The sequence below is a fragment of the Bradyrhizobium aeschynomenes genome, from assembly GCF_013178945.1.
Classification (GTDB): Bacteria; Pseudomonadota; Alphaproteobacteria; order Rhizobiales; family Xanthobacteraceae; genus Bradyrhizobium; species Bradyrhizobium aeschynomenes.
In genome coordinates this window covers 42829-67792 of record NZ_JABFDM010000010.1, presented here as the reverse complement: position 1 = coordinate 67792, position 24964 = coordinate 42829, and the positions used below count along the sequence as shown (strand labels likewise).

The 24964-nt window shown below is 66.9% G+C and carries 22 protein-coding genes and 1 tRNA gene; 15 read left to right on the top strand and 8 right to left on the bottom strand.

What is annotated here, in order from left to right:
• The first annotated feature begins 284 nt into the window (after positions 1 to 284).
• Together HL666_RS25450 and HL666_RS25445 are read left to right on the top strand one after the other, a co-directional pair.
• Positions 285 to 623 carry a P-II family nitrogen regulator gene (locus tag HL666_RS25450; RefSeq protein WP_006611147.1) on the top strand — a complete coding sequence of 113 codons (339 nt, stop codon included), beginning with the start codon at positions 285 to 287 and terminating at the stop codon, positions 621 to 623.
• Positions 624 to 662: 39 nt separating this feature from the next.
• Positions 663 to 2165: an ammonium transporter gene (locus HL666_RS25445; protein ID WP_172112998.1), complete on the top strand. Its 1503-nt coding sequence runs from the start codon at positions 663 to 665 to the stop codon at positions 2163 to 2165.
• A 210-nt stretch (positions 2166 to 2375) separates the two neighbouring features.
• On the opposite strand, the gene HL666_RS25440 is transcribed toward HL666_RS25445, so the two are convergent.
• The 3 genes from HL666_RS25440 to tsaD form a co-directional block, all read right to left on the bottom strand.
• Positions 2376 to 2789 (bottom strand): EVE domain-containing protein, encoded by a 414-nt coding sequence (locus HL666_RS25440; RefSeq protein WP_172112999.1) that lies wholly within the window; start codon positions 2787 to 2789, stop codon positions 2376 to 2378.
• Between the two features lie 139 nt (positions 2790 to 2928).
• On the bottom strand, positions 2929 to 3909 hold the full coding sequence (locus HL666_RS25435; RefSeq protein ID WP_172113000.1) for an NAD(P)H-dependent glycerol-3-phosphate dehydrogenase: 981 nt from the start codon (positions 3907 to 3909) through the stop codon (positions 2929 to 2931).
• Positions 3910 to 4036: 127 nt separating this feature from the next.
• Positions 4037 to 5104 carry a tRNA (adenosine(37)-N6)-threonylcarbamoyltransferase complex transferase subunit TsaD gene (gene tsaD, locus HL666_RS25430; protein WP_172184412.1) on the bottom strand — a complete coding sequence of 356 codons (1068 nt, stop codon included), beginning with the start codon at positions 5102 to 5104 and terminating at the stop codon, positions 4037 to 4039.
• 140 nt (positions 5105 to 5244) lie between these two features.
• Between tsaD and HL666_RS25425 the strand changes: the two genes are divergently transcribed.
• The 4 genes from HL666_RS25425 (at position 5245) to HL666_RS25410 (ending at position 9512) form a co-directional block, all read left to right on the top strand.
• Positions 5245 to 5973, top strand: a complete 729-nt coding sequence (locus HL666_RS25425) for a uroporphyrinogen-III synthase (RefSeq protein ID WP_172184202.1) — start codon at positions 5245 to 5247, stop codon at positions 5971 to 5973.
• Positions 5974 to 6023: 50 nt separating this feature from the next.
• Positions 6024 to 7337 carry a COG4223 family protein gene (locus tag HL666_RS25420; protein ID WP_172184200.1) on the top strand — a complete coding sequence of 438 codons (1314 nt, stop codon included), beginning with the start codon at positions 6024 to 6026 and terminating at the stop codon, positions 7335 to 7337.
• Between the two features lie 7 nt (positions 7338 to 7344).
• Positions 7345 to 9279, top strand: coding sequence for a heme biosynthesis protein HemY (locus HL666_RS25415; protein ID WP_172184198.1), 1935 nt, complete (start codon positions 7345 to 7347; stop codon positions 9277 to 9279).
• A 157-nt stretch (positions 9280 to 9436) separates the two neighbouring features.
• Positions 9437 to 9512, top strand: a tRNA-Thr gene (locus HL666_RS25410).
• A 764-nt stretch (positions 9513 to 10276) separates the two neighbouring features.
• Here HL666_RS25410 and HL666_RS25405 read toward each other — a convergent pair.
• On the bottom strand, positions 10277 to 10759 hold the full coding sequence (locus HL666_RS25405; protein ID WP_172113005.1) for a hypothetical protein: 483 nt from the start codon (positions 10757 to 10759) through the stop codon (positions 10277 to 10279).
• Positions 10760 to 11700: 941 nt separating this feature from the next.
• Here HL666_RS25405 and HL666_RS25400 point away from each other — a divergent pair.
• Positions 11701 to 12123 (top strand): hypothetical protein, encoded by a 423-nt coding sequence (locus tag HL666_RS25400; RefSeq protein ID WP_172113006.1) that lies wholly within the window; start codon positions 11701 to 11703, stop codon positions 12121 to 12123.
• 244 nt (positions 12124 to 12367) lie between these two features.
• Here HL666_RS25400 and HL666_RS25395 read toward each other — a convergent pair whose 3' ends face one another.
• The gene (locus HL666_RS25395; RefSeq protein ID WP_347339713.1) at positions 12368 to 12505 is read right to left on the bottom strand and encodes a DUF1963 domain-containing protein; all 138 of its coding nucleotides are present in this window, start codon (positions 12503 to 12505) and stop codon (positions 12368 to 12370) included.
• 158 nt (positions 12506 to 12663) lie between these two features.
• Between HL666_RS25395 and HL666_RS25390 the strand changes: the two genes are divergently transcribed.
• Entirely contained in the window at positions 12664 to 13113 is a 450-nt protein-coding gene (locus tag HL666_RS25390) for a hypothetical protein (RefSeq protein ID WP_172184196.1), read from the top strand.
• 427 nt (positions 13114 to 13540) lie between these two features.
• Positions 13541 to 14947: a GSCFA domain-containing protein gene (locus HL666_RS25385; protein ID WP_172133690.1), complete on the top strand. Its 1407-nt coding sequence runs from the start codon at positions 13541 to 13543 to the stop codon at positions 14945 to 14947.
• Between the two features lie 22 nt (positions 14948 to 14969).
• Here HL666_RS25385 and HL666_RS25380 read toward each other — a convergent pair whose 3' ends face one another.
• The gene (locus tag HL666_RS25380) at positions 14970 to 15548 is read right to left on the bottom strand and encodes a hypothetical protein (protein WP_172113009.1); all 579 of its coding nucleotides are present in this window, start codon (positions 15546 to 15548) and stop codon (positions 14970 to 14972) included.
• Positions 15549 to 15980: 432 nt separating this feature from the next.
• On the opposite strand from HL666_RS25380, the gene HL666_RS25375 reads away from it, so the two are divergent.
• Positions 15981 to 16379, top strand: coding sequence for a hypothetical protein (locus HL666_RS25375; protein WP_172184195.1), 399 nt, complete (start codon positions 15981 to 15983; stop codon positions 16377 to 16379).
• A 135-nt stretch (positions 16380 to 16514) separates the two neighbouring features.
• On the opposite strand, the gene HL666_RS25370 is transcribed toward HL666_RS25375, so the two are convergent.
• Positions 16515 to 17561 (bottom strand): polysaccharide deacetylase family protein, encoded by a 1047-nt coding sequence (locus HL666_RS25370; protein WP_172133693.1) that lies wholly within the window; start codon positions 17559 to 17561, stop codon positions 16515 to 16517.
• Between the two features lie 324 nt (positions 17562 to 17885).
• On the opposite strand from HL666_RS25370, the gene HL666_RS25365 reads away from it, so the two are divergent.
• Together HL666_RS25365 and HL666_RS25360 are read left to right on the top strand one after the other, a co-directional pair.
• Positions 17886 to 18173, top strand: coding sequence for a hypothetical protein (locus tag HL666_RS25365; protein ID WP_172113012.1), 288 nt, complete (start codon positions 17886 to 17888; stop codon positions 18171 to 18173).
• A gap of 129 nt (positions 18174 to 18302) precedes the next feature.
• Entirely contained in the window at positions 18303 to 18530 is a 228-nt protein-coding gene (locus HL666_RS25360; protein ID WP_172133695.1) for a hypothetical protein, read from the top strand.
• Positions 18531 to 18553: 23 nt separating this feature from the next.
• Here the strand turns inward: HL666_RS25360 and HL666_RS25355 are convergent, their stop codons facing one another.
• Positions 18554 to 20236, bottom strand: a complete 1683-nt coding sequence (locus HL666_RS25355; RefSeq protein WP_172133696.1) for an MFS transporter — start codon at positions 20234 to 20236, stop codon at positions 18554 to 18556.
• 204 nt (positions 20237 to 20440) lie between these two features.
• On the opposite strand from HL666_RS25355, the gene HL666_RS25350 reads away from it, so the two are divergent.
• From HL666_RS25350 to HL666_RS25340, 3 genes are all read left to right on the top strand, one after another.
• The gene (locus tag HL666_RS25350; protein ID WP_172133697.1) at positions 20441 to 21808 is read left to right on the top strand and encodes a hydrolase; all 1368 of its coding nucleotides are present in this window, start codon (positions 20441 to 20443) and stop codon (positions 21806 to 21808) included.
• A 219-nt stretch (positions 21809 to 22027) separates the two neighbouring features.
• Positions 22028 to 23410, top strand: coding sequence for a cytochrome P450 (locus tag HL666_RS25345; protein ID WP_172133698.1), 1383 nt, complete (start codon positions 22028 to 22030; stop codon positions 23408 to 23410).
• A 46-nt stretch (positions 23411 to 23456) separates the two neighbouring features.
• Positions 23457 to 24872: an adenylate/guanylate cyclase domain-containing protein gene (locus HL666_RS25340; RefSeq protein ID WP_172113017.1), complete on the top strand. Its 1416-nt coding sequence runs from the start codon at positions 23457 to 23459 to the stop codon at positions 24870 to 24872.
• The last annotated feature ends 92 nt before the right edge of the window (positions 24873 to 24964 follow it).

The window sequence follows — 24964 nt, the reverse complement described above, 5'->3', positions numbered from 1 at the left end:
TTCTGCCCGCTCAGTGAGCAGCTTTGTGTCCTGAGCCAGACATGCGCATTTATTGCGCACGTCTGCCCATTCATTGGGCGCGACGGAATGGCACAGGCCCATCCCACCCCCCTCAAGGCTGAAAAGGTCAGGATTCATGGCTTGTTAGCCGTGACCAGCCGTCTGGCACGGCATTTGATTCTAGCCCCCCGGCTGTGCCCGCGTCGTGAAGCTCGCGTGGTGAACCTCAGTCGACAAGAAGCGCTCGGTAACGTCCGTGCCGGGCCCAAGCGGGGATAGGACCCATGAAAATTGTTATGGCGATCATTAAGCCATTCAAGCTCGAAGAAGTCCGGGACGCCCTGACCGCCATCGGCGTTCATGGTCTCACGGTCACCGAAGTGAAGGGATACGGCCGTCAGAAGGGCCATACGGAAATCTACCGCGGGGCCGAATATGCGGTGAGCTTCCTGCCCAAGATCAAGATCGAGGTCGCGATTCCGTCGGACCAGGTCGACAAGACCATCGATGCCATCTCTTCGGCCGCCAAGACCGGCCAGATCGGCGACGGCAAGATCTTCGTCATCAGCCTCGACCACGCCGTGCGCATCCGCACCGGCGAAGCGGACGCTGCGGCCCTCTGATTTCGCGCTCAAACCAGAACACTTACGGAGTAGAATAAAATGACGTTCAAACGTCCAACCAGCGCGGGATGGGTCACGCTCGCAATTGCCGGGCTCTGCGTTGCAGGCCTCGCCGATATGGCATTCGCTGAAGATGCACCGGCCGCCGCTGCCGCAGCCGCCCCCGTTCCCAACAAGGGCGACGTCGCCTGGATGCTCGTGTCCAGCGCCCTCGTTCTGATGATGTCCGTCCCCGGCCTGGCGCTGTTCTATGGCGGCCTGGTCCGCACCAAGAACATGGCCTCCGTTCTCACCCAGGTGTTCGCGATCGTCGCGATGGTCGGCGTGGTCTGGACGCTCTACGGCTACTCGCTCGCCTTCACCGACGGCGGCAGCATGACCTCGTGGATCGGCGGCTTCGGCAAGGCCTTCCTGAAGGGCGTCGACGCCAACTCCACGGCGGCGACGTTCTCGAACGGCGTGGTGATTCCGGAGCTCGCCTATTTCGTGTTCCAGATGACCTTCGCGATGATCACTCCGGCCCTGATCGTCGGCGCCTTCGCCGAGCGCATCAAGTTCTCGGCGGTGATGCTGTTCGTGCTGCTCTGGGTCACCTTCATCTACTTCCCGATCGCGCACTGGGTCTGGTACATCGCCGCTCCCGATGATGTCGCCGCCGCTGCCAAGGCTCTCGCCGCCGCTGGCGACGCTGCCGCCAAGACCGCCGCCCAGGCCAAGCTCGACGAAGTCACCGGCGCCGTCGGTTGGCTCGCCGGCGCCGGCGCCCTCGACTTCGCGGGCGGCACCGTCGTTCACATCAACGCCGGCATCGCCGGTCTGGTGGGCGCGGTCCTGATCGGCAAGCGCACCGGCTACGGCAAGGAGCTGATGGCTCCGCACTCGCTGACCATGACGATGATCGGCGCCGCGCTGCTGTGGGTCGGCTGGTTCGGCTTCAACGCCGGCTCCAACCTGGAATCGAACGGCGTCACCGCGCTGGCCTTCGTCAACACCATGGTCGCCACTGCCGGTGCGGCGCTGTCCTGGCTGCTGTGCGAATGGGCCGTCAAGGGCAAGCCCTCGCTGCTCGGCATCTGCTCGGGTGCGGTCGCCGGTCTCGTCGCCGTCACTCCGGCCTCCGGTCTCGCCGGCCCGATCGGCGCGCTGGTCCTCGGCCTGATCGTCTCTCCGGTCTGCCTGTTCTTCGTCTCCACCGTGAAGAACGCGCTCGGCTATGACGACGCGCTGGACGTGTTCGGCGTGCACTGCATCGGCGGCATCATCGGCGCGCTCGGCACCGGCATCCTGGTCAACCCCGCGCTCGGTGGTGTCGGCATCACCGACTACACCAACATCACCGGCAACAACGCCGGCACCTACGACTTCGCCACGCAGATGCTGGCGCAGATCAAGGCTGTCGTCGCCACGCTGGTGTGGTCGGGTGTCGGCTCGGCGATCCTCTACAAGGTCGTCGACGTGGTCATCGGCCTGCGCCCGACCGTCGAGCAGGAGCGCGAGGGTCTGGACATCACCGACCACGGCGAGCGCGCCTACAACTACTGAGTTCTCCCGGGACTTGGCCCCACGGGGCCAGGTCCGCAACTTCGGTTCGGGCAAATACCCGGCAATGCCCTGACCGTTGAGGGGCTCCAGCGCAAGCTGGGGCCCCTTTCTTTTTTGGAGGCCAGTGGGAGCCGCACTGGCGCGCAACAATCGGTGTCGCGCGCTAGGCTCGCATTGGGAGCCACTGACGCTAGGACAGCGCAGTCGTCCCTACACTCCGCCCAGCTTGCAGATGTGCTTCCACTCCTCCGACGTCACGGGCTGCACTGACAAACGCGACTGTTTGACGAGCGCCATCTCCGACAGCTTCGGATCTGCCTTGATCGCGGCCAGCGTGACCGGAGTCTTGAAGGCCTTGTGCGCCTTGATGTCGACGCAGACGAATTTGCCGGTCTTGTCGGTCGGATCGGGATAGGCCTCCTTGATGATCTCGGCGATGCCGACGATCTCCTTGCCCTCGTTGGAATGGTAGTAGAAGGCGAGCTCGCCCTTCTTCATCGCCACCAGATTCTGCCGCGCCGTGTAGTTGCGCACGCCGGTCCAGGCCTCGCCCTTCGCGCCCTTCTCCACCTGCTGGTCCCAGGACCACACCGAGGGTTCGGATTTCACCAGCCAGTAGCTCATATGCGCATCGTCCTCAGATCACGGCAGCGCCGGTCTCACGCGGATTGCAGCATGGCTCGGCGGGCGGATCAAAGAAGACGGCAATCGCCGGGTCAACAGTTTAGAGCAAGGGCATCGCGCTTTTGCCCAGCGATCCGGCTCACTGTTCGGCCTTGAACGGCCGCATCATCAATCCTTCGATCGCAGCGTCGATCGTGACCGCGCCCGACAGGATCGCGGCGACGGCCTGCGCGACCGGCATCTCCACCCCGCGCGACGCCGCGAGTTCGACCAGAACCGGCGCGGTGTACTGGCCCTCCGCCAGCTTGCCGGCGGGCGGCGACGCGCCGCGGCCGAGCGCGAGACCGGCGGCGAAATTGCGGGATTGCGGGCCGGCGCAGGTGAGGATGAGATCGCCGAGGCCGGACAGGCCGGTCAGCGTCTCGCTGCGCGCGCCATAGGCGCGGCCGAGCCGGACCAGCTCGGCAAAGCCGCGCGTGGTCAGCGCCGCCAGCGCGGAGGCGCCGAGATTGCGCCCCGAGACGATGCCGGCGGCGATCGCCAGCACGTTCTTGGCGGCGCCGCCGATCTCGACGCCGCGCACGTCGGTCGAGTGATAGGGCCGGAAGGTCGGCGAACCCAGCGCCTGCACGAGATCGGCCGCCTGCACCTCGTCAGGCGCGGCGAGCGTCACCGCAGTCGGCAGGCCGCGCGCGACGTCGTCGGCGAAGCTCGGGCCTGAGAGGATGGCGGGGATCGCGCTCGGCGCGGCCTCCGCGATGATCTCGGTCATGAATTTGTGGGTGCCGTGCTCGATGCCCTTGGCGCAGGCGATCAGCGGCGTGCGCGGACGGAGCAGTGGCGCAAGATGCATGACGGCGCCGCGCAGGTGCTGCGCAGGGACGACGATGAGGACGGCATCGGCGCGCGCGGCGCGCACGAGGTCGGCGGTGATGGCGATGCCACCGGCCAGCGGAATGCCGGGCAGGCGCGGATTCTCGCGCGCAGCGGCGATGCGCGCGGCGTGGTCGGCGTCGCGGGCGTAGAGCGTGACGTCACGGCCCGCGCGCGCGGCAACGGCGGCAAGCGCGGTGCCCCACGCGCCAGCACCGATGATGGAGAGGGTTTGGAAGCGAGTCATCGCCCCACGCTCATCCCCTCACCCGGATCGCATCTCCCGATGCGATCCGACCTCTGCCCGCAAGCGGGGCGAGGTTGACACGTGCCCCGCTTGCGGGCGAGGCGTGGAGAGGCGATGTGCGCACGTCTCAAAACCCCGCGCGGGTGTTGGCGAACTTTCCGGGCACGCTGGCATTGGCATCCAGCAGCCAGCGCGCGCGGGGCGCGGCATCCATGCCGTCGACGAGACCGAGCGCGAGCCGCTCCAGTCCGGCCCAGGCGATCATCGCGCCGTTGTCGGTGCACAGCGCCGGCGGCGGCATGATCAGGCGGGTGCCGGCAGCTTGCGCGACGTCGTCGAGCGCGCCACGAATCGCCTGGTTGGCGGCGACGCCGCCGGCGGCGACCAGGGCGGTCGGGGCGCCGAAGCGCTGCTTGAACAGATCGAGGCCAACGCGCAGACGGTCGGCGGTCGACTCCAGCACCGCGGCCTGGAAGCTGGCGCAGAGATCGGCTGTGTCCTGCTCGCCGACGGACTCCATCCGGCCGATCTCGTTGCGCACGGCAGTCTTCAGGCCAGACAGCGAGAAGTTGGCATCGCTGCGGCCCTGCATCGGACGCGGAAACGCGAAGCGCGCCGCATCGCCGTTGCGCGCGGCCTGCTCGACCTGGGGTCCGCCGGGATAGGGCAGACCCAGCATCTTGGCGACCTTGTCGAACGCCTCGCCCATGGCGTCGTCGACGGTGGTGCCGAGCCGGATGTAATCGCCGACGCCGGCGACCGCGACGATCTGGGTGTGACCGCCCGACGCCAGGAACAGGCAATAGGGGAAGTCGATTGCATCGGTGAGACGCGGCGTCAGCGCGTGCGCCTCGAGATGGTTGACCGCGATCAGCGGCGTGTCGTGCACGAGCGCAATGGCTTTTGCGGTGGTGAGCCCGACGATGACGCCGCCGATCAGGCCAGGACCCGCGGCCGCGGCGACGCCGCCGAGCGCGGCATAGTCGAGGCCGGCTTCGCGCATCGCGGCGTCGATGAGGTGATCGAGCATGTCGACATGGGCGCGCGCCGCGATCTCGGGAACCACGCCGCCATAGAGGGCGTGTTCATCGGTCTGCGAACGCACGACGTTGGAGAGGATCCGCCCCTTGCCGTCCGAATCACGCGCGACCACGGCCGCGGCGGTCTCGTCGCAGGTGGTTTCGATGCCGAGCACGAGCGTTGTCGTATCGTTACCCAATCTCAACCCTTTTGGTCATTATGAGTGCGCAGAACCGCCTAACACCACGAGGTCGCCAGGTGCAATCACCAGTCCATTGCAGCCCGGCCGAACCGGATTCGACGGGAGCATAGCACATGGCCGTGCTGGTGACCCGTCCCGCCCCCGACAATGAACGCACCGCTGCCGCGCTTCGCGCGCGCGGCTTCGACGTGCTGCTGGCGCCGATGCTGCGCTTCGAGCCGGTGGCGCTACCGGGGGACGTCGGCCACGACGTCGCCGCCGTCGTCATCACCTCGTCGAATGCGCTGCGCGCGGCCGCGCCGCAGCTGCCCGGTTCCGCCTTGCTCGACCTGCCGCTGTTCGCGGTCGGCGACCAGACCGCAGCGGCCGCGCGCGATGCCGGCTTCACCCGGGTGATCTCGGCCTCGGGCGATGCGACGGCGCTGCGCGACACCATCGCGAACAGCGCCGTGATCGACGCCAAGGCGACGCTCCTCTATCTGGCCGGTGCCGATATTTCGCGCGACCTTGCCGCCGAGCTCGCCGGGCGCGGCTTCGACGTCACCACGCAGACGGTCTATCGGATGGCGCCGGTGACGGCGCTGCCGCGCGGCGTCTGCGAGGCGTTCGCGGCGAATGCGATCGAGGCGGTGCTGCATTATTCGCGGCGAAGCGCCGCGGCGTTCGTCGCGGCGGTCCGGGCCGATGGGGTCGAAATCTCGGCGCTGGCCGTGCCGCATTGCTGCATGTCGGCCAATGTCGCCGACGTGCTGCGCGACGCCGGCGCGACCCAGGTCACAATCGCGGCGCATCCGGATGAAAACGACATGCTGGATGGGCTGGCTCGTGCGTTGCGATCGTGAATGGCGTAAGACGGCCTGCCCAATCTTGCCTCAGCCAGGGAACCTCCACCATGGTCGATGATACCGACACCGCTGCACCGGGCTCCGATACCGGGCGGCCGAAACGGCCGCCGCCGACCATCGACCTGGAGCCGACCTCTCGCGAGGAGCGTCCCGCCGCGGCCGAGAGCGCAGCGGAGCGGCCGACCGCATCGCCATGGTCCGCTCCGGCCGAGGCGGTCGCGGAGGGCTCGTCCGACGCTGCCGGCGAAACGCACCCGCATGCGGCGGCGGACCCAGAGCCAAACTCGGAGCCCGTGTCGGCCGCCGGCGAGACGCCGGAGGCGACAGCGGCCACGACCGAGCCGCCGCACACGACTCCGCCCCGCCCGGTGTCCCCTTGGATCATCGCGCCGTTCTCCGGCGCGGCCGCCGCGGCGCTGGTGATCGGCGTCGGCTGGATGCTGGGCTGGCCGCAGGTCGCGCCGCCATCGGAGGCGTCGCGTCAGGACGCTGCGGTCACCGAGCTGACGGCGCGCATCGCGACGTTGGAGCAGCGCATCGGCAAGCCGGATGCCGCCGTCACCGGCCGCATCGACGCGGTCGACAAGGCGATTGCTGCGGTGCGCGGCGACGTCGCCGCCTTGCGCAGCCAGAGCGACAAGACGGTGGCCGCGCTCAACGATGTCCAGGCCCAGCCGCGCGACGGCGCGGCGCCCGCACCGGCCCCGGTCGACCTGTCCGGTCTGACCGCACGCATCGACGCGCTGGAGCGCGCCAGCAAGAGCCAGAGCGCGGCGCTGGCGCAGGAGAGCCGCAAGCTCACCGAGGCGGCGGCTGCGGCCGAGGCCGCCAAGCCGGCCGACGATGCCCCGCTGCGCCGCGTCGTCGCCGCCACGCTGCTCGACGTCGCGGTACGCCACGGCGATCCGTATGCGGCGGCGCTGTCGACGGCGAAATCGCTCGCGCCCGATGCCGCGGCGCTGAAGCCGCTGGAGGCGTTTGCCGCAAGCGGGGTGCCGAGCCCGGCCGCGCTCAGCCGCGACCTCCTGACCATCGTGCCGAAGCTGACGCCGCCAGCGCCCGAGGGCACCACCGGGACCTCGATCCTCAGCAGGCTGTCGGCCGGCGCGCAGGGCCTGGTCAAGGTCGAGCGCACCGACGGCGCCGGCACCGACCGTGGCGCCGTGGTGGCGCGGGCCACCGCGGCCGCGCTACGTAACGATTTCGCCGAGGCGCGGCGCGAGCTGAAGGGCCTTCCGGCGGAGCAGCGCGCGCCCGCCAACGACTGGCTCGCCAAGGCCGATGCCCGCGACGCGGCCCTTTCAGCCGCCCGCAAATTCGCCGACGAATCCATGACCGCGCTCGCCAAACCCGCGCAATAGGACGCCCATGCTCCGGATCGTTGTTTTCCTTCTCCTGGTCGGGCTCGCCGCTGCCGGCTCCGCCTGGGTCGCCGAGCAGACCGGCGACGTCGTCTTGAACTGGGGTCCCTGGCGGATCGCGATGACCCTGCCGGTGTTCGTGCTGGCGCTCGGCCTCACCATCGCCGCCTGCGTGCTGCTGTGGAACCTGATCAGCGCGCTGCTGCGGGCGCCGAACCGGATCCGCAAGGCCCACCGCGCCCGCCGCCACCAGCGCGGCCGGCACGCCATCACCCACGGACTGCTGGCGATCGGCCACGGCGATTCGACCGCGGCGCGCCAGCACGCCGACACCGCCAAGCGGCTGGCCGGCGACGATCCGCTGACGCTTCTGCTGCACGCCCAGGCGGCGCAGCTCGAGGGCGACCGCGACGGCGCAAGGCGCGCGTTCCGCGCCATGGCCGAGCGCCCCGACACCCGCCTGCTCGGCCTGCGCGGCCTGTTCATCGAGGCGCAGCGCGCCGACGACGCGATGGCTGCGGTGGTGATTGCCGACGAGGCGCTGAAGCTGGCGCCGAATGCGAGCTGGGCCTCGCACGCCGTGCTCGGCTTCCGCTGCGCCCAGGCCGACTGGAACGGGGCGCTGGCGATCCTCGACGGCAACTACACCGCCGGCATGATCGACAAGCCGACCTACCGCCGCCAGCGCGGCGTGCTGCTGACGGCGCGCGCGATGGCGCTCGAGACCGAGAATCGCGACCTCGCGCGCGCCAGCGCGATGGAGGCGGTGAAGCTCGCACCCACGCTGGTGCCGGCCGCGGTGCTGGCCGCCAAGTTCGAGAGCGAGGCGCACCAGGTGCGGCGCGCGATGAAGATCATCGAGGCGGCCTGGGCCGCCTGCCCGCATCCCGACCTCGCCGACGCCTATGCTCATGTCCGGCTCGGCGATTCGGCCGTGCAGCGGCTGACGCGGATCGAGAACCTCGCCGCGCGCACGCGGGACCATGTCGAGGGCGCGCTGGCGGTGGCCCGCGCCGCGATCGACGCCGCCGAGTTCGGCCGCGCCCGCACGGCGCTGGCGCCGTTCACCGACGATCCGACCCAGCGCGTGGCGATGCTGATGGCCGAGCTGGAGCGCACCGAGCATGGCGACGCCGGCAAGGCGCGCGAATGGACCTTGCGCGCCGTGCGCGCCCGCCACGACCCGGCCTGGACCGCGGACGGCTATGTCAGCGACCAGTGGCGGCCGATCTCGCCGGTCACCGGCCGGCTCGACGCGTTCCAGTGGCAGACCCCGGTGGCGAGCCTGCCGTCGGAGCGCAACAGCGTCATCGAGAGCTCGGAATTCGCCGAGGCGGTGCTGGCGCCGCCGAGCCGGCCGGCGATTCCGGAAGGCCTGGTCGAGCCGCCGCGCGGCGCCGCCGCCGCCCCGGTGGTGATCGTCCCGACCACGCTGCAGGACAACGAGCCGCCGCGCCCCGCCGAAGCCGCAGCACCGGAGCCCAGCACCGAGGACGCGGTCGAGGAGACAGCGGACAAGCCTGTCGACAAGCCGGTGGATATCCCTGTTGAAAAGGCTGAGGACAGCCCTGTGGAGCCGGTGACCGCCCAGGCCCCCCAGGTCCCCGCCCCCGTGAGCGCCGAGCCGGCGCCGCCGCTGCAGGCCGCCGCGCCCAGCGAGAGCGAGGCTGAGGCAGAGCCCGCCGAGGAGGCCGAGACGCCGGCCGAGCCGGTCAAGCCGGTGGAAACCGCGGCCGTCGCGCCGACGCCCTTGTTCCGCAACCGCAGCGATCTGGCCAAGCCGCCGGAGACGCCGATCCAGGCGATCGTCCCGATCATGCGCCCGCCGGACGATCCCGGCGTCGACGACGAGGACCAGCCGCGCGACGAGTTTGCCGAGCAGATCGCGCCCAAGGCCCAGGCCGGCGGCTGGCGTGGGTTCTGGTCGCGGTTCGGCAGCTGACACCGGCGGGGACCACGCCCGACCGCCGTTTCCGGTCACACCCGCTCGATTCCGGGCCCGGGTGGCGCGCGTGGTCCTTGCCAACCGCCCGTTCGCCCGATATCAGGAGCGCGTTCGCGCCGTCCTGCCTCGTGCCGAACGATCGCCGCTATGGTTCGCCGCAATAGCTCAGCTGGTAGAGCACGTCATTCGTAATGACGGGGTCGGGGGTTCGAGTCCCTCTTGCGGCACCACGCTTCGCCCTTCGGGCTACGCGTGGCGCAGCCAGGCCGTAGCCCGAAGGGCGAAGCGTGCCCGGCGAAGCTTCTTGGCGAAGCCGGGCGTTTGAGCCCCCCAAGTCTCGCTTGAGCCGCGCTCTCCGATATCCGATCAACTCTGTCAAACAGCCCGCCGCTCACGCCCATGCCGCCTCGACCTCGCGGCTGGATCAGCCCGAGCTCTGCTGCAGATGGCGTCCTCATCAAAAGAGAGGGCGCAGGGAAGGCCGAGTGCCGACTGGCACCCATGGCCCCCGTGCGAAAGAAATGCACGGGGCAGGAACCACAGGCTCAGCCGGAAACAACCCGGCCTTCCCTGCGCAATGGGTTTACGGCTGCTCCGTGCTCTCCCAGGGGACCGGCTTGCTTGCCCCCGTCATCGACATCGTCGCCGACCAAGACACCAGCGTCGGGGTGTCGGGACCACACGGCTTGACCGTCCGCGAAACGACGTTCGTCCGCACCTCCATCGAGATGCTGCGTCGCCCCGCGGCCACCGCTCCCCGCCGCAACGTCCCGTGACGATCGCGATGCGCCCCTCTCAGTGCGGGCGGGATGGCCGGATAAGATCACTGATTTGGGGTCGGCGTCAACAAAAATTCTGGTATTCGGAATTTTGTCGACGACCGTCGATGGATCGCCTGCCGTGTGCTGCCGTGGAATTCATGGCCTATGCGACCGCGCTCCCTCCTTGACCTCGCCGGCTGGAAGCACGCAGAGAATGCAGCGTCACCGCAACTCTATTTTTTAGTCTTGGATTTCGGGTTGAAACGCAGAACATCGTAAGCCGACTGCTCAGCCAACCACTGCGCGTATTGATCTTGACTGACCGGGACTGGTGCCAAGCGCCGTTCACCGTCTTCTGGATCAACGTAAATGGTTACAATGTAATCGCGCCGAAGTTGATCGGGCGTGTACGGAACCATGATGGGCCGGATTTCGGCTCGCGAGCCGAAGCGTACATCAATTGATCCACTTGCTGGGCTAACTCCGCTTTCTACCGCAAGGATTTTGAGCTGCGCGAAGTAGTTGTCTTTCGGAAGCGGTGTCGCTGACGGTCCACCGGAGTCGTCTCTTCCAACCATGTAGACGGGCTGTTGTATGAGACGCACACGCGCGACGATAACGTCCTTTGCGTTTTGCGGAAGCCGAAGTGCGGCGATATTGTCCGGAACACGATCGGGAAAGTACGTAACTGCCGCCTCAGTCTCAGCAATGTTCATCACGTGCTCTGCGCTTGCAGGAACTGGCATCTTGGCCCATCCGACAAGACGTTTCGAGTCTGGTCCGCCGCTGGATGTCAACACCCCTCCATTGGCCGTTCGCGCCAAGCTCTCAACCAGAGAAGATGCTACGACAAGGGCCAGCAAACAGCGGCCAGCAAGGCTCCGATTTCTCTCTCTAACCTTCATGGCCTAAGTCCTGTCTGCTCTAGCTGAGAGGATCGCATTCAAAGTGACGACCCGCAACACAAGAGAGCAGCATCAACGCTGCACAGCCCGCAAGGCGGGCTGTGCTGTTCTTTAAATTCAATTCACGGCGTGGTGCTATGCGTATCCAGACTGTTTCGTTGTCGATGAATATGAAGTCGACATAGACAGATGGGATAAGGATTCATTTCCATGCCGACGGTAGGGTGAGCGTCGCGCGATGTCGGCTTCTGGGATCCACAATAACCTCGGGCCCCTTGTCTTCCGCTGGTTCGTCGGGATACCATCCCTCTCCAGTCACGTGCTCAGCAATTGTGCTGCTCAGTGGCGCTCCGAATGAATGCAAAGATCAGCTTCGATTGTTTCTACCCGGAAGATTGCGATAACATTGAGGGCTGCTATCTTCCTGGCGAGGGGTGGCGAGCCTTCTACTTCACTCGCTGGTGGCAGCGAAAGCCGGAAGTTCGACCAGACGCGGTTTGGAGGAGCGGCATCAGGGGCGGCCAAGTGAATCACCCCAAAGATGCCATCCTCAACAAGCCGATCGTGATGCAAGTACTATCGAGTGCACTCGGCGTCACGCACTGGAGTGAGGAGGTTTCGGTGACAGTGTGTCAAACTATACAGGGCATTCGGCCCCATTTAGTGCACTTCTGCTCGCCGCCTATCTTGTATGCTGCTGACCGAATATGCTGCTGACCGTAATTTCGTTGAAATCGTGGCGAGTTCGAAAAATGAAGAGCGCCGCCATGGTTGGAGTCTCTGTTCTGGGTTTGATGATCGCCTGTCCGACGGCTCCAATGTCGGAGCAACTCACGCTCGCATGCCGATTCGAAGGAAGCGAGCCGCGGATTTCGGACGTACAAAAGGATGTGAACCAACTCTACATCGATACGGATACTCCCATGATCGAACTCCGTATCGCGCAAACAATGGGGACAGCTAACCCAGCGTACTGGACCTATCGAACCCGATCAGCAAAGGGCATGACTGACGACAAGGTTTTTCTCTACTTCGTCGGCTCGAAAATGAGCATGGCAGCACTCAGACTAGGAGTGCCAACTGCGATCGTGCTTGACCGGTTGAGCGGCTCGATGGTCTGGTCGTGGGCAGACGAAAGCGGCTCGTTCGTTTACCGCTACGGGTGCAAACCATAGCATAGCGATCGTGGAGAATAGCAGCGATTGGTTCTCGTCTGATTTCGACGGCGTTGCATGATCGGGAGTTATGGGTCCAGCATACTAAACTCGTGAGAGTGCCCCGAGTGCTTCTCTCGCTTCTGTCGGCAGGGCGCTCATGTGCTAGCCCGATTTTCCAATTGCCATCGGAGCCGGGGAAGGTCACTGCGCAACGCCGCCCTTGCAACAGACTGCAGAAGCAGCCCGCCCCCTCGCGCCGAGATCAATGGCTGTCGATCTCGGCATAGGCTCGCTTGAGCCGCCCCATCTTCAGAGACGATGGATGCAGATAGATCAGCAGTGCGCCCACGTCGCCCCACATCCATCCCATCGCATCGTCCGAGCCGAGCTGGAACAGCAGATCGTCGTCGGCCGCAGTTACGGTGACAGTGCACTAAACTATAAGGGGCATTTCGGCGCCATTTGGCGCACTGTCACCGTAACTCCATTTAGTGCACTGTCACCGTAACTCCACGGACGCCCACACAAACAGCGCGCCGCCAGGCACGCGCCATAGCCATGAACGAACGCGAGACTCTACGTGCCCTCCAAGACGGCATCTGTGCCGCGTGGATTGATTTGCTGCGACAGAACCGAGGCGCCGAGGGACATCCGGACGATTACTATGCCCTGACCGTCGAGAACGTCCGAGGTCATGGCGAACAATTTGACCTCTGCCTTACGTTTCGCACCGGCAGGATCTATTGCTGCTGTGAAGACATGTGCCATACGGGTCTCTTAACCAAAAGGCGGTGGCAGCAGCTGCGCGCGGCACTCGCGGCTCATGGCGTCAAATCCGAGAAGCCGCTCATCGTGCGGATTCGCACTCGGCTCGAAGCAGGCGCACGACTGCGCTACGGTTGGACCGATGACCCCGAGCCCGAGATGCACGATCAAGGCCCATGGACGCTGACGGTTCGAGAACCGCCACGGGTCGCTCCAGTTCATCACGAAGGTTCCTCGAATTGAGGAAGTCAGGGGGATATGTATCGTGGGGCTCCCTCTTGCTACACCAGCCTTCCGGCCACGTATTTCCCTAAGTATTCCGGCCGTCCGTGACCGGTTAAGAATTGCTTAACCCAAATCGCCCCATCGTTCGGCGCGAGCCGCGGGGCAGATACCCGCACCGGCAGCAGGCGGCGATCCGGACGAAACCATCCGTCACGTTCGAATCCCCCAGGCGCCGGTCGCGCTCGGGCGTACGCCAGCGGCCGTGCCGGTGGCGATCAGTATCCGAAAGGCCATGGTCGGGACGTCCCACTCGCGGCGCCGCAACGCCTGCGCGCGTGACGATTCGACCCGACGCCTGGCGATGGCGGCTCTGTTGGCCGCCGCACGCCGGATCGACGGCCGGAACGCAACGCGCGACGAGCGAGACACAAAGGCGAGCCTCGACATGAGCACCACTGCCCTCGACAGCCACACCCAGTTTCAAGCGATCGTCGGCCAGATCCGGACGCTCGCCTACAAATATATCGAGGACAAGGACTTCGTCAGCGCGCAGCTCGCCTTCCAGAAGCTACTCGAGCTCGAGCCCAAGGACATCAACGCGCGCTTCATCTATGCGCAGCTGATCGACGACGGCTCGCACAAGAAGCGCGCCGAGGCGCGCGACATGATGCTGGCGATCCTCGACGAGAACCCGGAGATCTTCGAGCAGGCCACCGAAGGCAATCTGCATCTGATCCGCAGCGCGGCGGTGCGCTGCAGCCATGTCGGCCCGTTCACGCGGTCGATGGAGCTGTTCCGCAAGCTCGCGGCAGCCTCCAACGACGCCGCCGACTATTTCTCGCTCAGCGAGATCCTGACTCAGAACAACGAGTTCGAGGAGGCTGTCGCCGCGCTCGAGAAGGCCATCAAGCTCAATCCGGCCTACGACAACCCGATCAACCGCGAGACGCTGGAGCTTTCGCGCTCGAACGCCAAGAAGGGCAAGGTCAAGGACGCCAAGGCAGGCCGTGCCAAGGTCGGCCGCTATCCCGAGACCAAGGACTTCCTCGGCGACCTGCAGACGCTGATCACCAACCACATCGCGGTCAACCTCGCCGCCGCGCCCAAATTCCTCGACAAGAGCACGCGCTTCTTCACCATGGGGTCGTGCTTCGCGCGCAACCTCTCCAAGAGCCTCAATGACAGCGGCTACAACAGCCACCACATGGAGATCTCGGAGTACATCAACACGACCTTCGCCAACCGCGTGTTCGTCGACTGGCTGCGCGGCGCCAAGATCGATCCGGAGATCCGCGAGCGCATCGTCGAGCTGCTGCCGCCGGGATCGAGCCAGGAGAACACGCTGGCCGTCATCAAGCAGGCCGACGTCTTCATCCTGACGCTCGGCGTCGCCGCGGCCTTCTTCGACCGCGAGACCGGCGCCTTCGTGCTCCCCAGGCCGACCGCGCTGAACTCGCGGGCGCTGGCGGAGAAGTACAAGTTCCGCACCGCCAGCGTGCAGGAGAACGTCGACAATGTGCGCTACCTGATCGACTTCGTCCGCAGCGTACGGCCGGGCATCAAGGTGATCGTCACGGTGTCGCCGGTGCCGCTGCTGACGTCGTTCGAATACGAGTCCGTGGTGCAGGCCGACTGCCTGTCGAAGAGCACGATGCGGCTGGTCGCCCACGAGATCGTCAACAATTCGAGCCTCGAGGACATCTGGTACTGGCCGTCGTTCGAGGTGTTCCGCTGGGGCGGCTCCAACGCCTCCAGCTTCTTCGCCGCCGATGACGGCGCCGCCTGGCACGTCTCCGAGGACAAGGTGTCGGCCACGGTGCGCGCCTTCGTGCAGACGTTCTCGCCGGCCTGAGCCAGAGGTTCGAACGGCTGCCTCAGGGCAGCCGCTTCTTCCAGAGCCGGATGACCATGATGCCGGCCTGGGCATAGCCCGGCGGCGAGCTCTCGGTTCCGAATGGCGTCCTGGAGTACAGCGAGCTCGAGATCAGGAAGCCGCCGACATAGGGCGCCGGCAATCCCGACAGCGCCATGAAACAGCGGTGGGTGAGCAGGCCCTCCTCCGGCTGGTTGCCGCGCACCAGCCGGCAATCGCCGATTCCGGTGAAGGCGATGCCGTTGAACTGGCCTTCGGTGTAGGTGCCGAGCAAGGTCGGATCCATCGCCTGGCCGATGCACACCCGCATCTCGCCGATGCTCTTGTCGGGGCTGCCGGTCATCCGGCCATCGCCCGGCTGCACGTTGACGGCATGGACCGTGAGCTGATCCTCCAGCGCCGGGGCAAAGCCGGTCTTGGTCGGCGCGCAGAAATCGGACGGCACCACGCGGCCGTGGCGAACGGTGCGGGCGACGTAGATCTCCTCGACCTCGTTCTCGCCGCCTTGCGCCGCCGCTTGGCCATGGCTGGCCAGCAGGCCGACGGCCGACACCAGAACTGCAATCATGATCCGGCGCATGCGCCTGCCCCTTCCCGCAACTCGACTGACCTATCGGATTCGGCGAACTTGTTGAACAGCACCAACGAACAGGACGTATGCATACAAAGATACCCGGGCCGCCAGGATCGTTCCGCGAACATGGAACACCTCGCCGTGACGGTATTGTGGTAGCAAGTCTGGGCGATCGCGTGCCGTGCGCCCCACGCGCACGCGCCGCAATGATCTTGGCCTGGATATCGACGAACGCGTCGTCCCCGCGCTTCTGCTCGTCCTCATCGGAAGTCGCAGCAGCTCTCAAAAGGTTCTGAGAAAAGTGGTGCCCGGTGCCGCAATGACGTGCCGGCGGCTGAGGTTCAATTCAGGCTTGCAGCGCGGAGCGTGACCGAAGTCACATTCATACCGCGTGCCGGCGTCTAAACCTCTCCGCAGTCAACGAGGGGAGCTTTCACAATGCGTCAGATCATCCTGGTCGGAGCCCTGGTGCTCGCATCCGCCACCGTCGCGCAGGCCGACGGGACGCGCAGCCTGTCGCTGTCATCGAGCGACACCGCCGCACCCGCGCCGCGCCCGGTCTATGTGCAGCAGGCCGGCGATATCTCCGTCACCCCGGCGCCGGTGCCGGCCGCGCCGGCGCCGGTCCAGCCCGCCGTGCAACCGGCTGCGCCGGCGGCGGCAGCGACGCCAACCGCTCCGCAGCCCGCGGTCGCGGCGGCGCCTTCAGCCGAGCCGGCCCGTGCGGTGCAGACATCCTCGCGGCGATCGAAATCGGCGCGCGCGAGCAAGCCTCGCAAGAGCTGGACCGAAGCCCGGATCGTCCGCGAGCTGCATCGCCACGGCATCTATTGGTGAGGCCGTCGATCACTTTGTCCGAGCATGATCTTTTCGGAAAACCGGTTTCCACTTTTCCGGATCATGCTCTCGCCACGAAACGAGAAAGGCCGGGCAAAGCCCGGCCTTCGCGCGTCGCCACCGTGCAGCGGGGCATCACTGCGAGACGGTCTGGATCACGCTGGAGATCGGCCGCGCATTGGTCATCGTGGTCGGCAGCTTCGGATCCTGCCCGACCATCGCGTCATATTCCGGCAGCGTGTCGAGCGTGCCCTTCGGCTTCATCGCGACGACCTTGTAGCCGCCGGCCTTCAGCCGCCGCAGCAGCGTCGGCAACGCGAGCGCCGTATTCTTCTGGAAGTCGTGCATCAGGATGATGCCCTTGCCCTTCTTGTCGAGCCCGGTCATCACCGTGTTGACGACCTGATCGGCATCCTTGGAGCGGAAGTCGAAGCTGTCGACGTCGCAGGAGAACATCGCCACGTTGCGGCTGCCGAGATAGGCCACGGCCGAGGGACGATGCTGCAGCTGCGGGAAGCGGAAGAACGGCGCGGGATTGGTGCCGCCCAGCGCGAACTTGACCGCGCTGATGCCCTTCTCCAACTCGTCCTTCGCGGTCTGGTCGGTCATCTTCTTGCCGTTGAGATTGACGTGCGACCAGGTGTGCACGCCGACGACATGACCGGCGGCCGCGACCTGGCGCAGGATCTCCGGATGATAGGTCGCGTGCTTGCCGATGGTGAAGAAGATGCCGGTGGTGCATTCGTCGGCCAGCGCCTTGAGCACCGCCGGCGTGTTGACCGGCCACGGGCCGTCATCGAAGGTCAGCACGACCTCGCGGTCGGCGAGGAAGTCGAACTGCTTGAAATGATCGAGGCCGAAGCCGGGGCCGCCGGTGGTGTCGACCACGACGGTGCGCGAGATGCCGAGCGCGTCCGGGTTGGCGCAGGTCGATTTCGGCTGCACCGGCGCCTGGGCGGCTGCGGCCATGCGCGCCGGCACGGTGCCGGTGTATTCGACATCGTCCTTGGCGCCCTTGGCGGCGACCTTCGCGGCGGGCGGCGGTGTGAGCTCGGAGGGTTTTGCGGCCGCGCTTTGCGCTGCGGCCTTGGCGGCGTTCGGCTTCGAAACCCAATACCAGACACCGGTGATCGCCAGCGCCCCGACGACGGTGGCCAGCAGCAAGCCTAACGCATTACGCATGGTTACTCTTCCCGAACGCGAGATACGGATGCCGGACTTCAACGCCGTCCGGCCCTTCGATTAGCTTCCATTAGTGCCAACGAATCCTTAACGCGGTGCCAACACGACCAGGATCGGCCAAGATTTCCAGGATCATGCGGGGCTGACATCGGGAGTTCACCGGAGCGACATGTCGCCGCGGCGATCGGCCTGCGCCACGCGACGGCCGGGGTTGAATGGCCCGATCTGGCGTGACCCGCGTCACTGTTGCTAGAGAGCGCTCAGGCCATGATGGATGCATTGAACACGGGGCCCGCGCTGATGCGGAGCCGATGGGAGCCAGCCATGACGAAGTCCGCCAATCTACTGCGCAACGCCGTTCTGACGGTCGTCGGCGCCGCCGCCCTCTCGACCTTCGCGTCGAGCGCCAGCTTCGCCTTCAGCGCCGAGGCGCAGCAGATGTGCACCGGCGACGCCTTTCGTCTCTGCAGCAGCGAGATCCCGAACATTCCGGCGATCACCGCCTGCATGATCAAGAACCGTTCCTCGCTCAGCAGCGGCTGCCGCACGGTGCTCGACAAGGAGGTGTCCCGGCGGGGCGGCAAGGTCGCCGAGGCCGGCGCCGCCGACTGAGGGCTGGCGTGCACGGCCTTCCTTGCTCTCCCCCTGCGCGCCCCGGCTGCGACCGAGGCGCTTGCGAGGCCCGGTTGTGACCACTAAAAGCGCCGCCAAACCTTCACTGCCGGGAGCGAGGCGTCGGTCATGAGCAAATTTGTGGTGGTCCTTCCTCTTGTCCTGCCCCTCGTCCTGATGGCGTCAACGGCATCGGCCCAGCAGCAGCCCGGACAGGATGCCTGCGCGCGCGACGTCTCGCGACATTGCCGCGCTGTCATGAACAACGGCGACCAGGCCGTGCTGGCCTGCTTGAAGGAGCACCGCGCCAAGCTGTCCAAGGCATGCGAGAAGGTGCTCACCGATCACGGGCAGTAACGTCCGGTCCGCCGATGCGTCGGCTACGGCCCGCTGCGGGCCGCTGACGCGACCGCCGGCGCCTGCTCGGCGGTGCGGTCGACGTCATCCCGGCTGCGGACCGAGCCGAACGGACGCTCCAGCATGCGGCGGATGCGCACCGGATCGGCGCCGATGTGGAAATCGATCGCGCGCTTATGCAGCTCGCGTTCGGCGCGGGTCGAGCGGTTGCGCTGGCGCAGATAGTCGATCCAGGTCGGGCAGTGATAGCGCTCGGTCCACAATTCCGGATCGGCGATGTCGCGCGCGATCGACCAGCCATAGGCGCCGTTGCGCTGGCGGCTGAGCTGCACCTCCTGCATCAGATCGTGGAAGGCGCGGGCGTTGTCCTCGGCGACGCGGTACTCGATCTCCACCACCAGCGGCCCCGAGCGCGGCGTCAGCTCGAGCTGCACCTCCGGATCGGCCAGGGTCTCGCCGTCCTCGTTGCGGGCGCCCACCGGCGGCATCCGCAGCCACAGGCCGAGCAGCGGCGACACCATCATCAGCGCGCCGGACACCAGCAGGGCGACCTCGACGCCGGCCGCGTCGGTAAGACGGCCCCAGCCCCAGCTGCCGATGGCGATCCCGCCGGAGATCGCCGCCTGGAACGCCGCCAGCGCGCGGCCGGCGACCCAGCGCGGCGCCGACAGCTGCACGCCGATGTTGAACAGCGCGACGGCGAGCATCCAGACCGCGCCGGCAATCACGAGCGCCGCCGCCGTCAGCACCGGCTCGGTGCTCAGCGCCACGGCGGCTGTCGCGGCGCCGAGCGTGAGTGCACAGGTGCGGATCGCCGCCTCGCCCGACAACCGCTTCCTGATCTCCCCGATGTTGAGTGCGCCGATCACGGCGCCCATGCCGAAGGCGCCGAGCATGATGCCATAGGTCTGCGCGCCGCCATGCAGCAGGTCGCGGGCGACCAGCGGCATCAGCGCCGAGATCGAGCCGCCGATGAGGCCGGTGACGAGCGTGCGGATCAGCACGATGCGGATCGACGGCGAATGGAGGATGTAGCGGACGCCCGACACCATGGCGCGGTTGAGCGGCTCGCGCGGCAGCCGGCTCGGCTCGACCACGCGTCGCCACAGGAACAGCGCCGCCAGCAGCGGCAGATACAGCAGCGCATTGGCGGCAAAGGCTGCAACCGCCCCCGCAGCAGCGACGACGACACCACCGATCGCCGGGCCGAAGCTGCGCGCGATGTTGTAGCTGATGCCGTTGAGGGCGACGGCGGCGGGCAGCGTCTCCGGCGGCACCTGCTCGCTGACGGAGGACTGCCAGGCCGGGCCCATCAACGCCATGCCGCTGCCGACCACGAAGCAGAGCGCGAGCAGGCGCTCGGGCGTCACGAGACCGAGCCAGGCCAGCACCGTCAGCGTCACGGCGCCCGCGAGCGCCAGGGCCAGTGCCGCCAGCGCGACGATGCGCCGGTCATACATGTCGGCGATGGCGCCGGCGGGCATGGAGATCAACATGATCGGCAGCATCAAGGCGGTCTGCACCAGGGCGACCTTGTCGGCCGACGACGTCATCTGCGTCATCGCCCAGGCCGCGCCGACGGCCTGGATCAAGAGGCCCAGATTCGACAGCAGGCTCGCCAGCCAGATGCGGCGGAACACGGCGTGCCGCAGCGGCGCGGCAATGCTCTCGGGCGCGAACAGCTCCCGTTTCTGCGGTGCATTCATGCAGGTCGCTCCACGTCGGCAGCTCGGCTTGAACGTCGCATCGGACTCTGTCGCATTGAACTATCGCTTGATTCCGGCCGGACGTATGTGATGCCTGCGAATGTCCGCCGCTGTCCAGTGCTCACCCTCGGGGCTTGCATCCCGACGGCGGCCAACGAACACAAATCAACGAGACCCCAAAAAACGCCCCAAGGGAGACCGCCGATGAAGTTGACGCGCCGCACCATGCTGCAGAGCATGGGAACCCTGCCCTTGCTCACGAGCGGCCTGACCTTACCGGCAGCCGCGCAGACGGCGGCGGCAGCCTCCGGCGATATTCCACCGGTCCTGTTCGTGCATGGCAATGGTGATCATGCCGCGCTGTGGCTGACGGCGCTGTGGCGGATGGAATCCAACGGCGTGCCGCGCGCGCGGCTCGCCGCGCTCAACTTTACCGATCCGCTGGCGCGCAACGACGACGCCGTGGCGCAGCCGAACCGCTCCTCGACCGACGACCAGCGCCGCGAGCTGGCTGAAGCCATCAAGGCGCTCAAGGAGCGCACGGGGGCTACGCGCGTGGCGCTGGTCGGCAGCTCGCGCGGCGGCAACGCGATTCGCAACGTCGTGAAGAATGGCGGCGGCGCCGACGTCAGCCACGCCGTGCTGTGCGGCACGCCCAATCACGGCGTGTTCGATTGGGACGACAGCCCCGGCAGCGAGTTCAACGGCCGCGGCCCGTTCCTGCGCGGGCTGAACGCCGGCACGAGCGAAGTGACAGAAGGCACCGCCTTCCTGACCCTGCGCAGCGACGGGCTCGACAAATATGCGCAGGCCGATGGCCGGCTGGTCGGCAAGCCCGGCGTGCCCACCGGCATCACCGCCGAGGGCCCGGCACTGAAGGGCGCGACCAATCTCGTGGTCGGCGCGCTCGATCATCGCGAGGTCGCGTTCCATCCGCGCGCGTTCCGCGAGATCTACAAGTTCATCGCCGGCCGCGAGCCGGCCTTCATCGCAATCCAGCCGGAGCGCGAGGTGCGCATCAGCGGCCTCGTCACCGGGACGCCGGGCGGCGCGCCGACCAACCGTCCCGTGACCGGCGCCACCGTGGAAGTCTATCGCGTCTCGGGCGAGACCGGCGCACGCAATGGTGAACCGGTCTATCGCGGCCAGACCGGCGCCGATGGGCGCTGGGGCCCTGCGGAGATCGATCCGACCTCCCATATCGAGATCGTGCTGACCTCGCCGGGCGCGCCGATCACGCATTTCTATCGTTCACCGTTCCCGCGCTCGTCCGACGTCGTGCACCTGCGCGCGGCGCGGCCACTGGGACAGGCCGATGCAGGTGCGGGCGCCATCGTCATCATGTCGCGCCCGCGCGGCTATTTCGGCCTGCCGCGCGACATCGTGCTGCTCGACGGCAAGGAGCCTGCCGACGTACAGAAGGGAGTACCTACGGATGCGGCAACGACATTGCGGCTGCCGGCGGGCGACATCGGACGAACCGTCATCGGACTGTTCAATGAGGAACGCATCGCCGCCCGTCTTTGGCCCGCATCGGAAAGTAGGATTGCGATGATCGAGCTGACTAATTAGTTACCGGAGTAAGATGATACATCACAGCCGCGGGAAGCGCGACATCGCGCTTCCCCTTTCGAACCGCAACGCAGACGACATGATTCCCTTCGGGACCCTTCGGGCCGGCCTTGCCGGTCCGCCGCGCTGCGGCTCGCCTTGCATCGGCGCGCTCCCGGGCGCCGGCGTCACGGCACCCATCGGCCGCTCGCGGCGCATCATGACCGCGCGGGGCCGCCGATGAGCGCCGCCGAAATCCACTATCTGTCGCAGGCCCGGTCACCGCTGATTCCTCCGGCGCCGCCACGCGCGCCCGACAGCATGGGCGCCTTGCGTCGCGTGCTGATGATGGGCGACAACGCGATCGCGACCTGGAGCCAGCGCGCCTATGAGGATGAGATCATCCGCGGCCGCTTCCTGGGCAACTCCAGCTACATTCTCAATACGCCAGAGACCATCAAGCACGTGCTGGTCGACAATTGGGAGAACTACGCCCGCACCGTCGGCGCCGTCCGCGTGCTGCGTCCCGTGCTCGGCGAGGGCCTGCTGATCGCCGAGGGCCGGGCCTGGAAACACCAGCGCCGCACGCTGGCGCCGGCGTTCACGCCGCGCGCCGTCTCGGGCCTCGTTCCACACATGATCGCGGTGACCGACGAGACCGTGGCGCGGCTGCAGCAGCAATGCGGGCAGCCGCTCGATCTGCGCGAGATCATGCAGCGGATGACGCTCGACATCGCGGGACGGACGATGTTCTCGTTCGAGATGGGCCGCCACGGCGCAACCTTGCGCGACTTCGTCTACGAATATGGCGAGCGGCTGGCGGCTCCGCACCTGCTCGATATCGTGCTGCCGCTGTCCTGGCCGACGCCGCGCGACTTCGCGCGCCGGCGGTTCCGCAAGCGCTGGACCGATTTCATCGCCACGCTGATGGCCGAGCGCCGCGCCGCCGGCAAGCTGGAGGATGCTCCGCCGCGCGACCTGTTCGACCTGATGGGGGCGGCGCGCGATCCCGAGACCGGGGCTGCATTCACCGATGCGCAGCTCGCCGACGAGGTCGCGACCATGATCCTCGCCGGACACGAGACCACCGCGACGGCGCTGTTCTGGGCGCTGTATCTGATCGCGCTCGATCCGGCCAATCAGGAGCGGCTGGCGCAGGAGGCTCGCGGCGCTGCGGATCTCGGCAACCCCGATCAGCTGCCGTTCACGCGCGCCGTGATCGACGAGACATTGCGGCTGTATCCGCCGGCTTTCCTGATTGCGCGCGCCGCGAGCGGTCCGGACCAGATCGCCGAGTTCCAGGTCAAGCGTGGCGACGTGGTGCTGATCTCGCCGTGGCTGCTGCACCGGCACGAGCGGCTGTGGCAGGCGCCCAACGCCTTCATGCCCGAGCGCTTCATGCCGGGCGCGCCGCCGCCGGAGCGCTTCGCCTACCTGCCGTTCGGCGCCGGCGCGCGCGTCTGCATCGGTGCGCATTTCGCATTGGTCGAGGCGGTGCTCGCGCTGGCGCGGCTGGTCGGCGCGTTCAGGATCGAGCTCGTCGATCGCGAGCCGGTCATGCCCGTGGGGGTGGTGACGACGCAGCCGAACCGCTCGCCGCCGTTCAGGATCACGCCCCGGTGAGCGGTCGCGTCTGGTATTCTGATCGATCGCGCCTTATTTGATCCGGATGTCCTTGAGCGCGGCGGCCGTGAAGTTTTCTGCTTCCGGCGACGCGGCCGATCCGGCCGTGTCGGACGCCATCGCGCGGCTGATCGCCGAAGGCGCCGATCACGAGCTGAACCGCATCAACGTGCTGGATTTCGCGGGTCGCACCGGCCTCGACGAGGAGCGCGTGATCTCCGGCTTCATCCATGCCTCGCGCACCGGCCTGTTCGACCTGACCTGGAACGTGCTGTGCCCCGGCTGCGGCGGCGTGCTCGACGCGCATGGCACGCTGAAATCGCTGCGGTCCGACGAGTATCAATGCGGGCTATGCGCCTGCGGCTACGAGGCGACTGTCGACCAGCAGGTCGAGGCGGCGTTCACGGTAAGCCCGCGGGTCAGGCGCATCGCCGCCCACGACCCGCACTCACTTCCGGTGTGGGACTACTTCAAGCAGGTGTTCTGGAGCTCCGGCGTCGAGTTCGACGAGGCCTCGATGGCCGCGCTGTCGAACGAGGTGGTGATCGACACGCGCGAGCTCCAGGCCGGCGACCACACCATCGTCTCGCTGACCTTGCCGCCGCAGTTCATCATCGTCTTCGAGCCGGTCACCCATGCCGCGCATTTCATCGACGTGCAGGGCGAGCCCACCGACGAGGTGCAGCAGCTCTCGATCAAATATGAAGGCGGGCGCTCGGCCGTCGAGACCACCAGGCTCCGTCCCGGACCGTTGCAGCTCGCGCTCGACAACAAGGCGCGCGTGCGCACGCTGCCGACGGTGATGGTGGCGGCGGATGCGCTGCATCACCTGATCGGCCGGCGCAAGCCGTTCCTGACCGCCAAGCGGATGCTGTCCAACCAGACCTTCCGCGACGTGTTCAAGGCCGACAATCTCAACATCGACCAGCGGCTGAAGATCACCTCGCTGACCTTCCTGTTCACCGATCTCAAGAGCTCGACCGCACTGTACGAGCGCGTCGGCGATCTCGCGGCGTTCGATCTGGTGCGCGCGCATTTCCGCGTGCTGCTCGAGATCATCAATGCCGAGAAGGGCGCGGTCGTAAAGACGATCGGCGATGCCGTGATGGCGACGTTCATCAAGCCCGAGCATGCGCTGTCAGCCGGCCTGCGCATGCGCGCGGCGATGCAGCGGCTGAACGCCGAGCGCGGCACCGAGGACCTCGTGGTCAAGATCGGGATTCATGAAGGGCCGTGCCTCGCGGTGATGCTCAACGACCGCCAGGACTATTTCGGCCAGACCGTGAACATCGCCGCCCGCGTGCAGAGCCTGTCGACTGCGCAGGAGATTCATCTCACCGCGCCGGTGATCCAGAGCCCGGGCGTGGCGGACATCCTGAGCGCGGCAAGGATCGCACCGATCCAGAAGCAGGCTGCGCTGCGCGGCATCGCCGACCGGATGATGGTCTACGAAATACCGTAACGCTTACCGAAATGTCATGCGCCGACCGGGCCACGACGCATTGCCGAGCGCCGCTCGCGGTCGCATATGATAGTCGTCAGCAGGACGGCCGA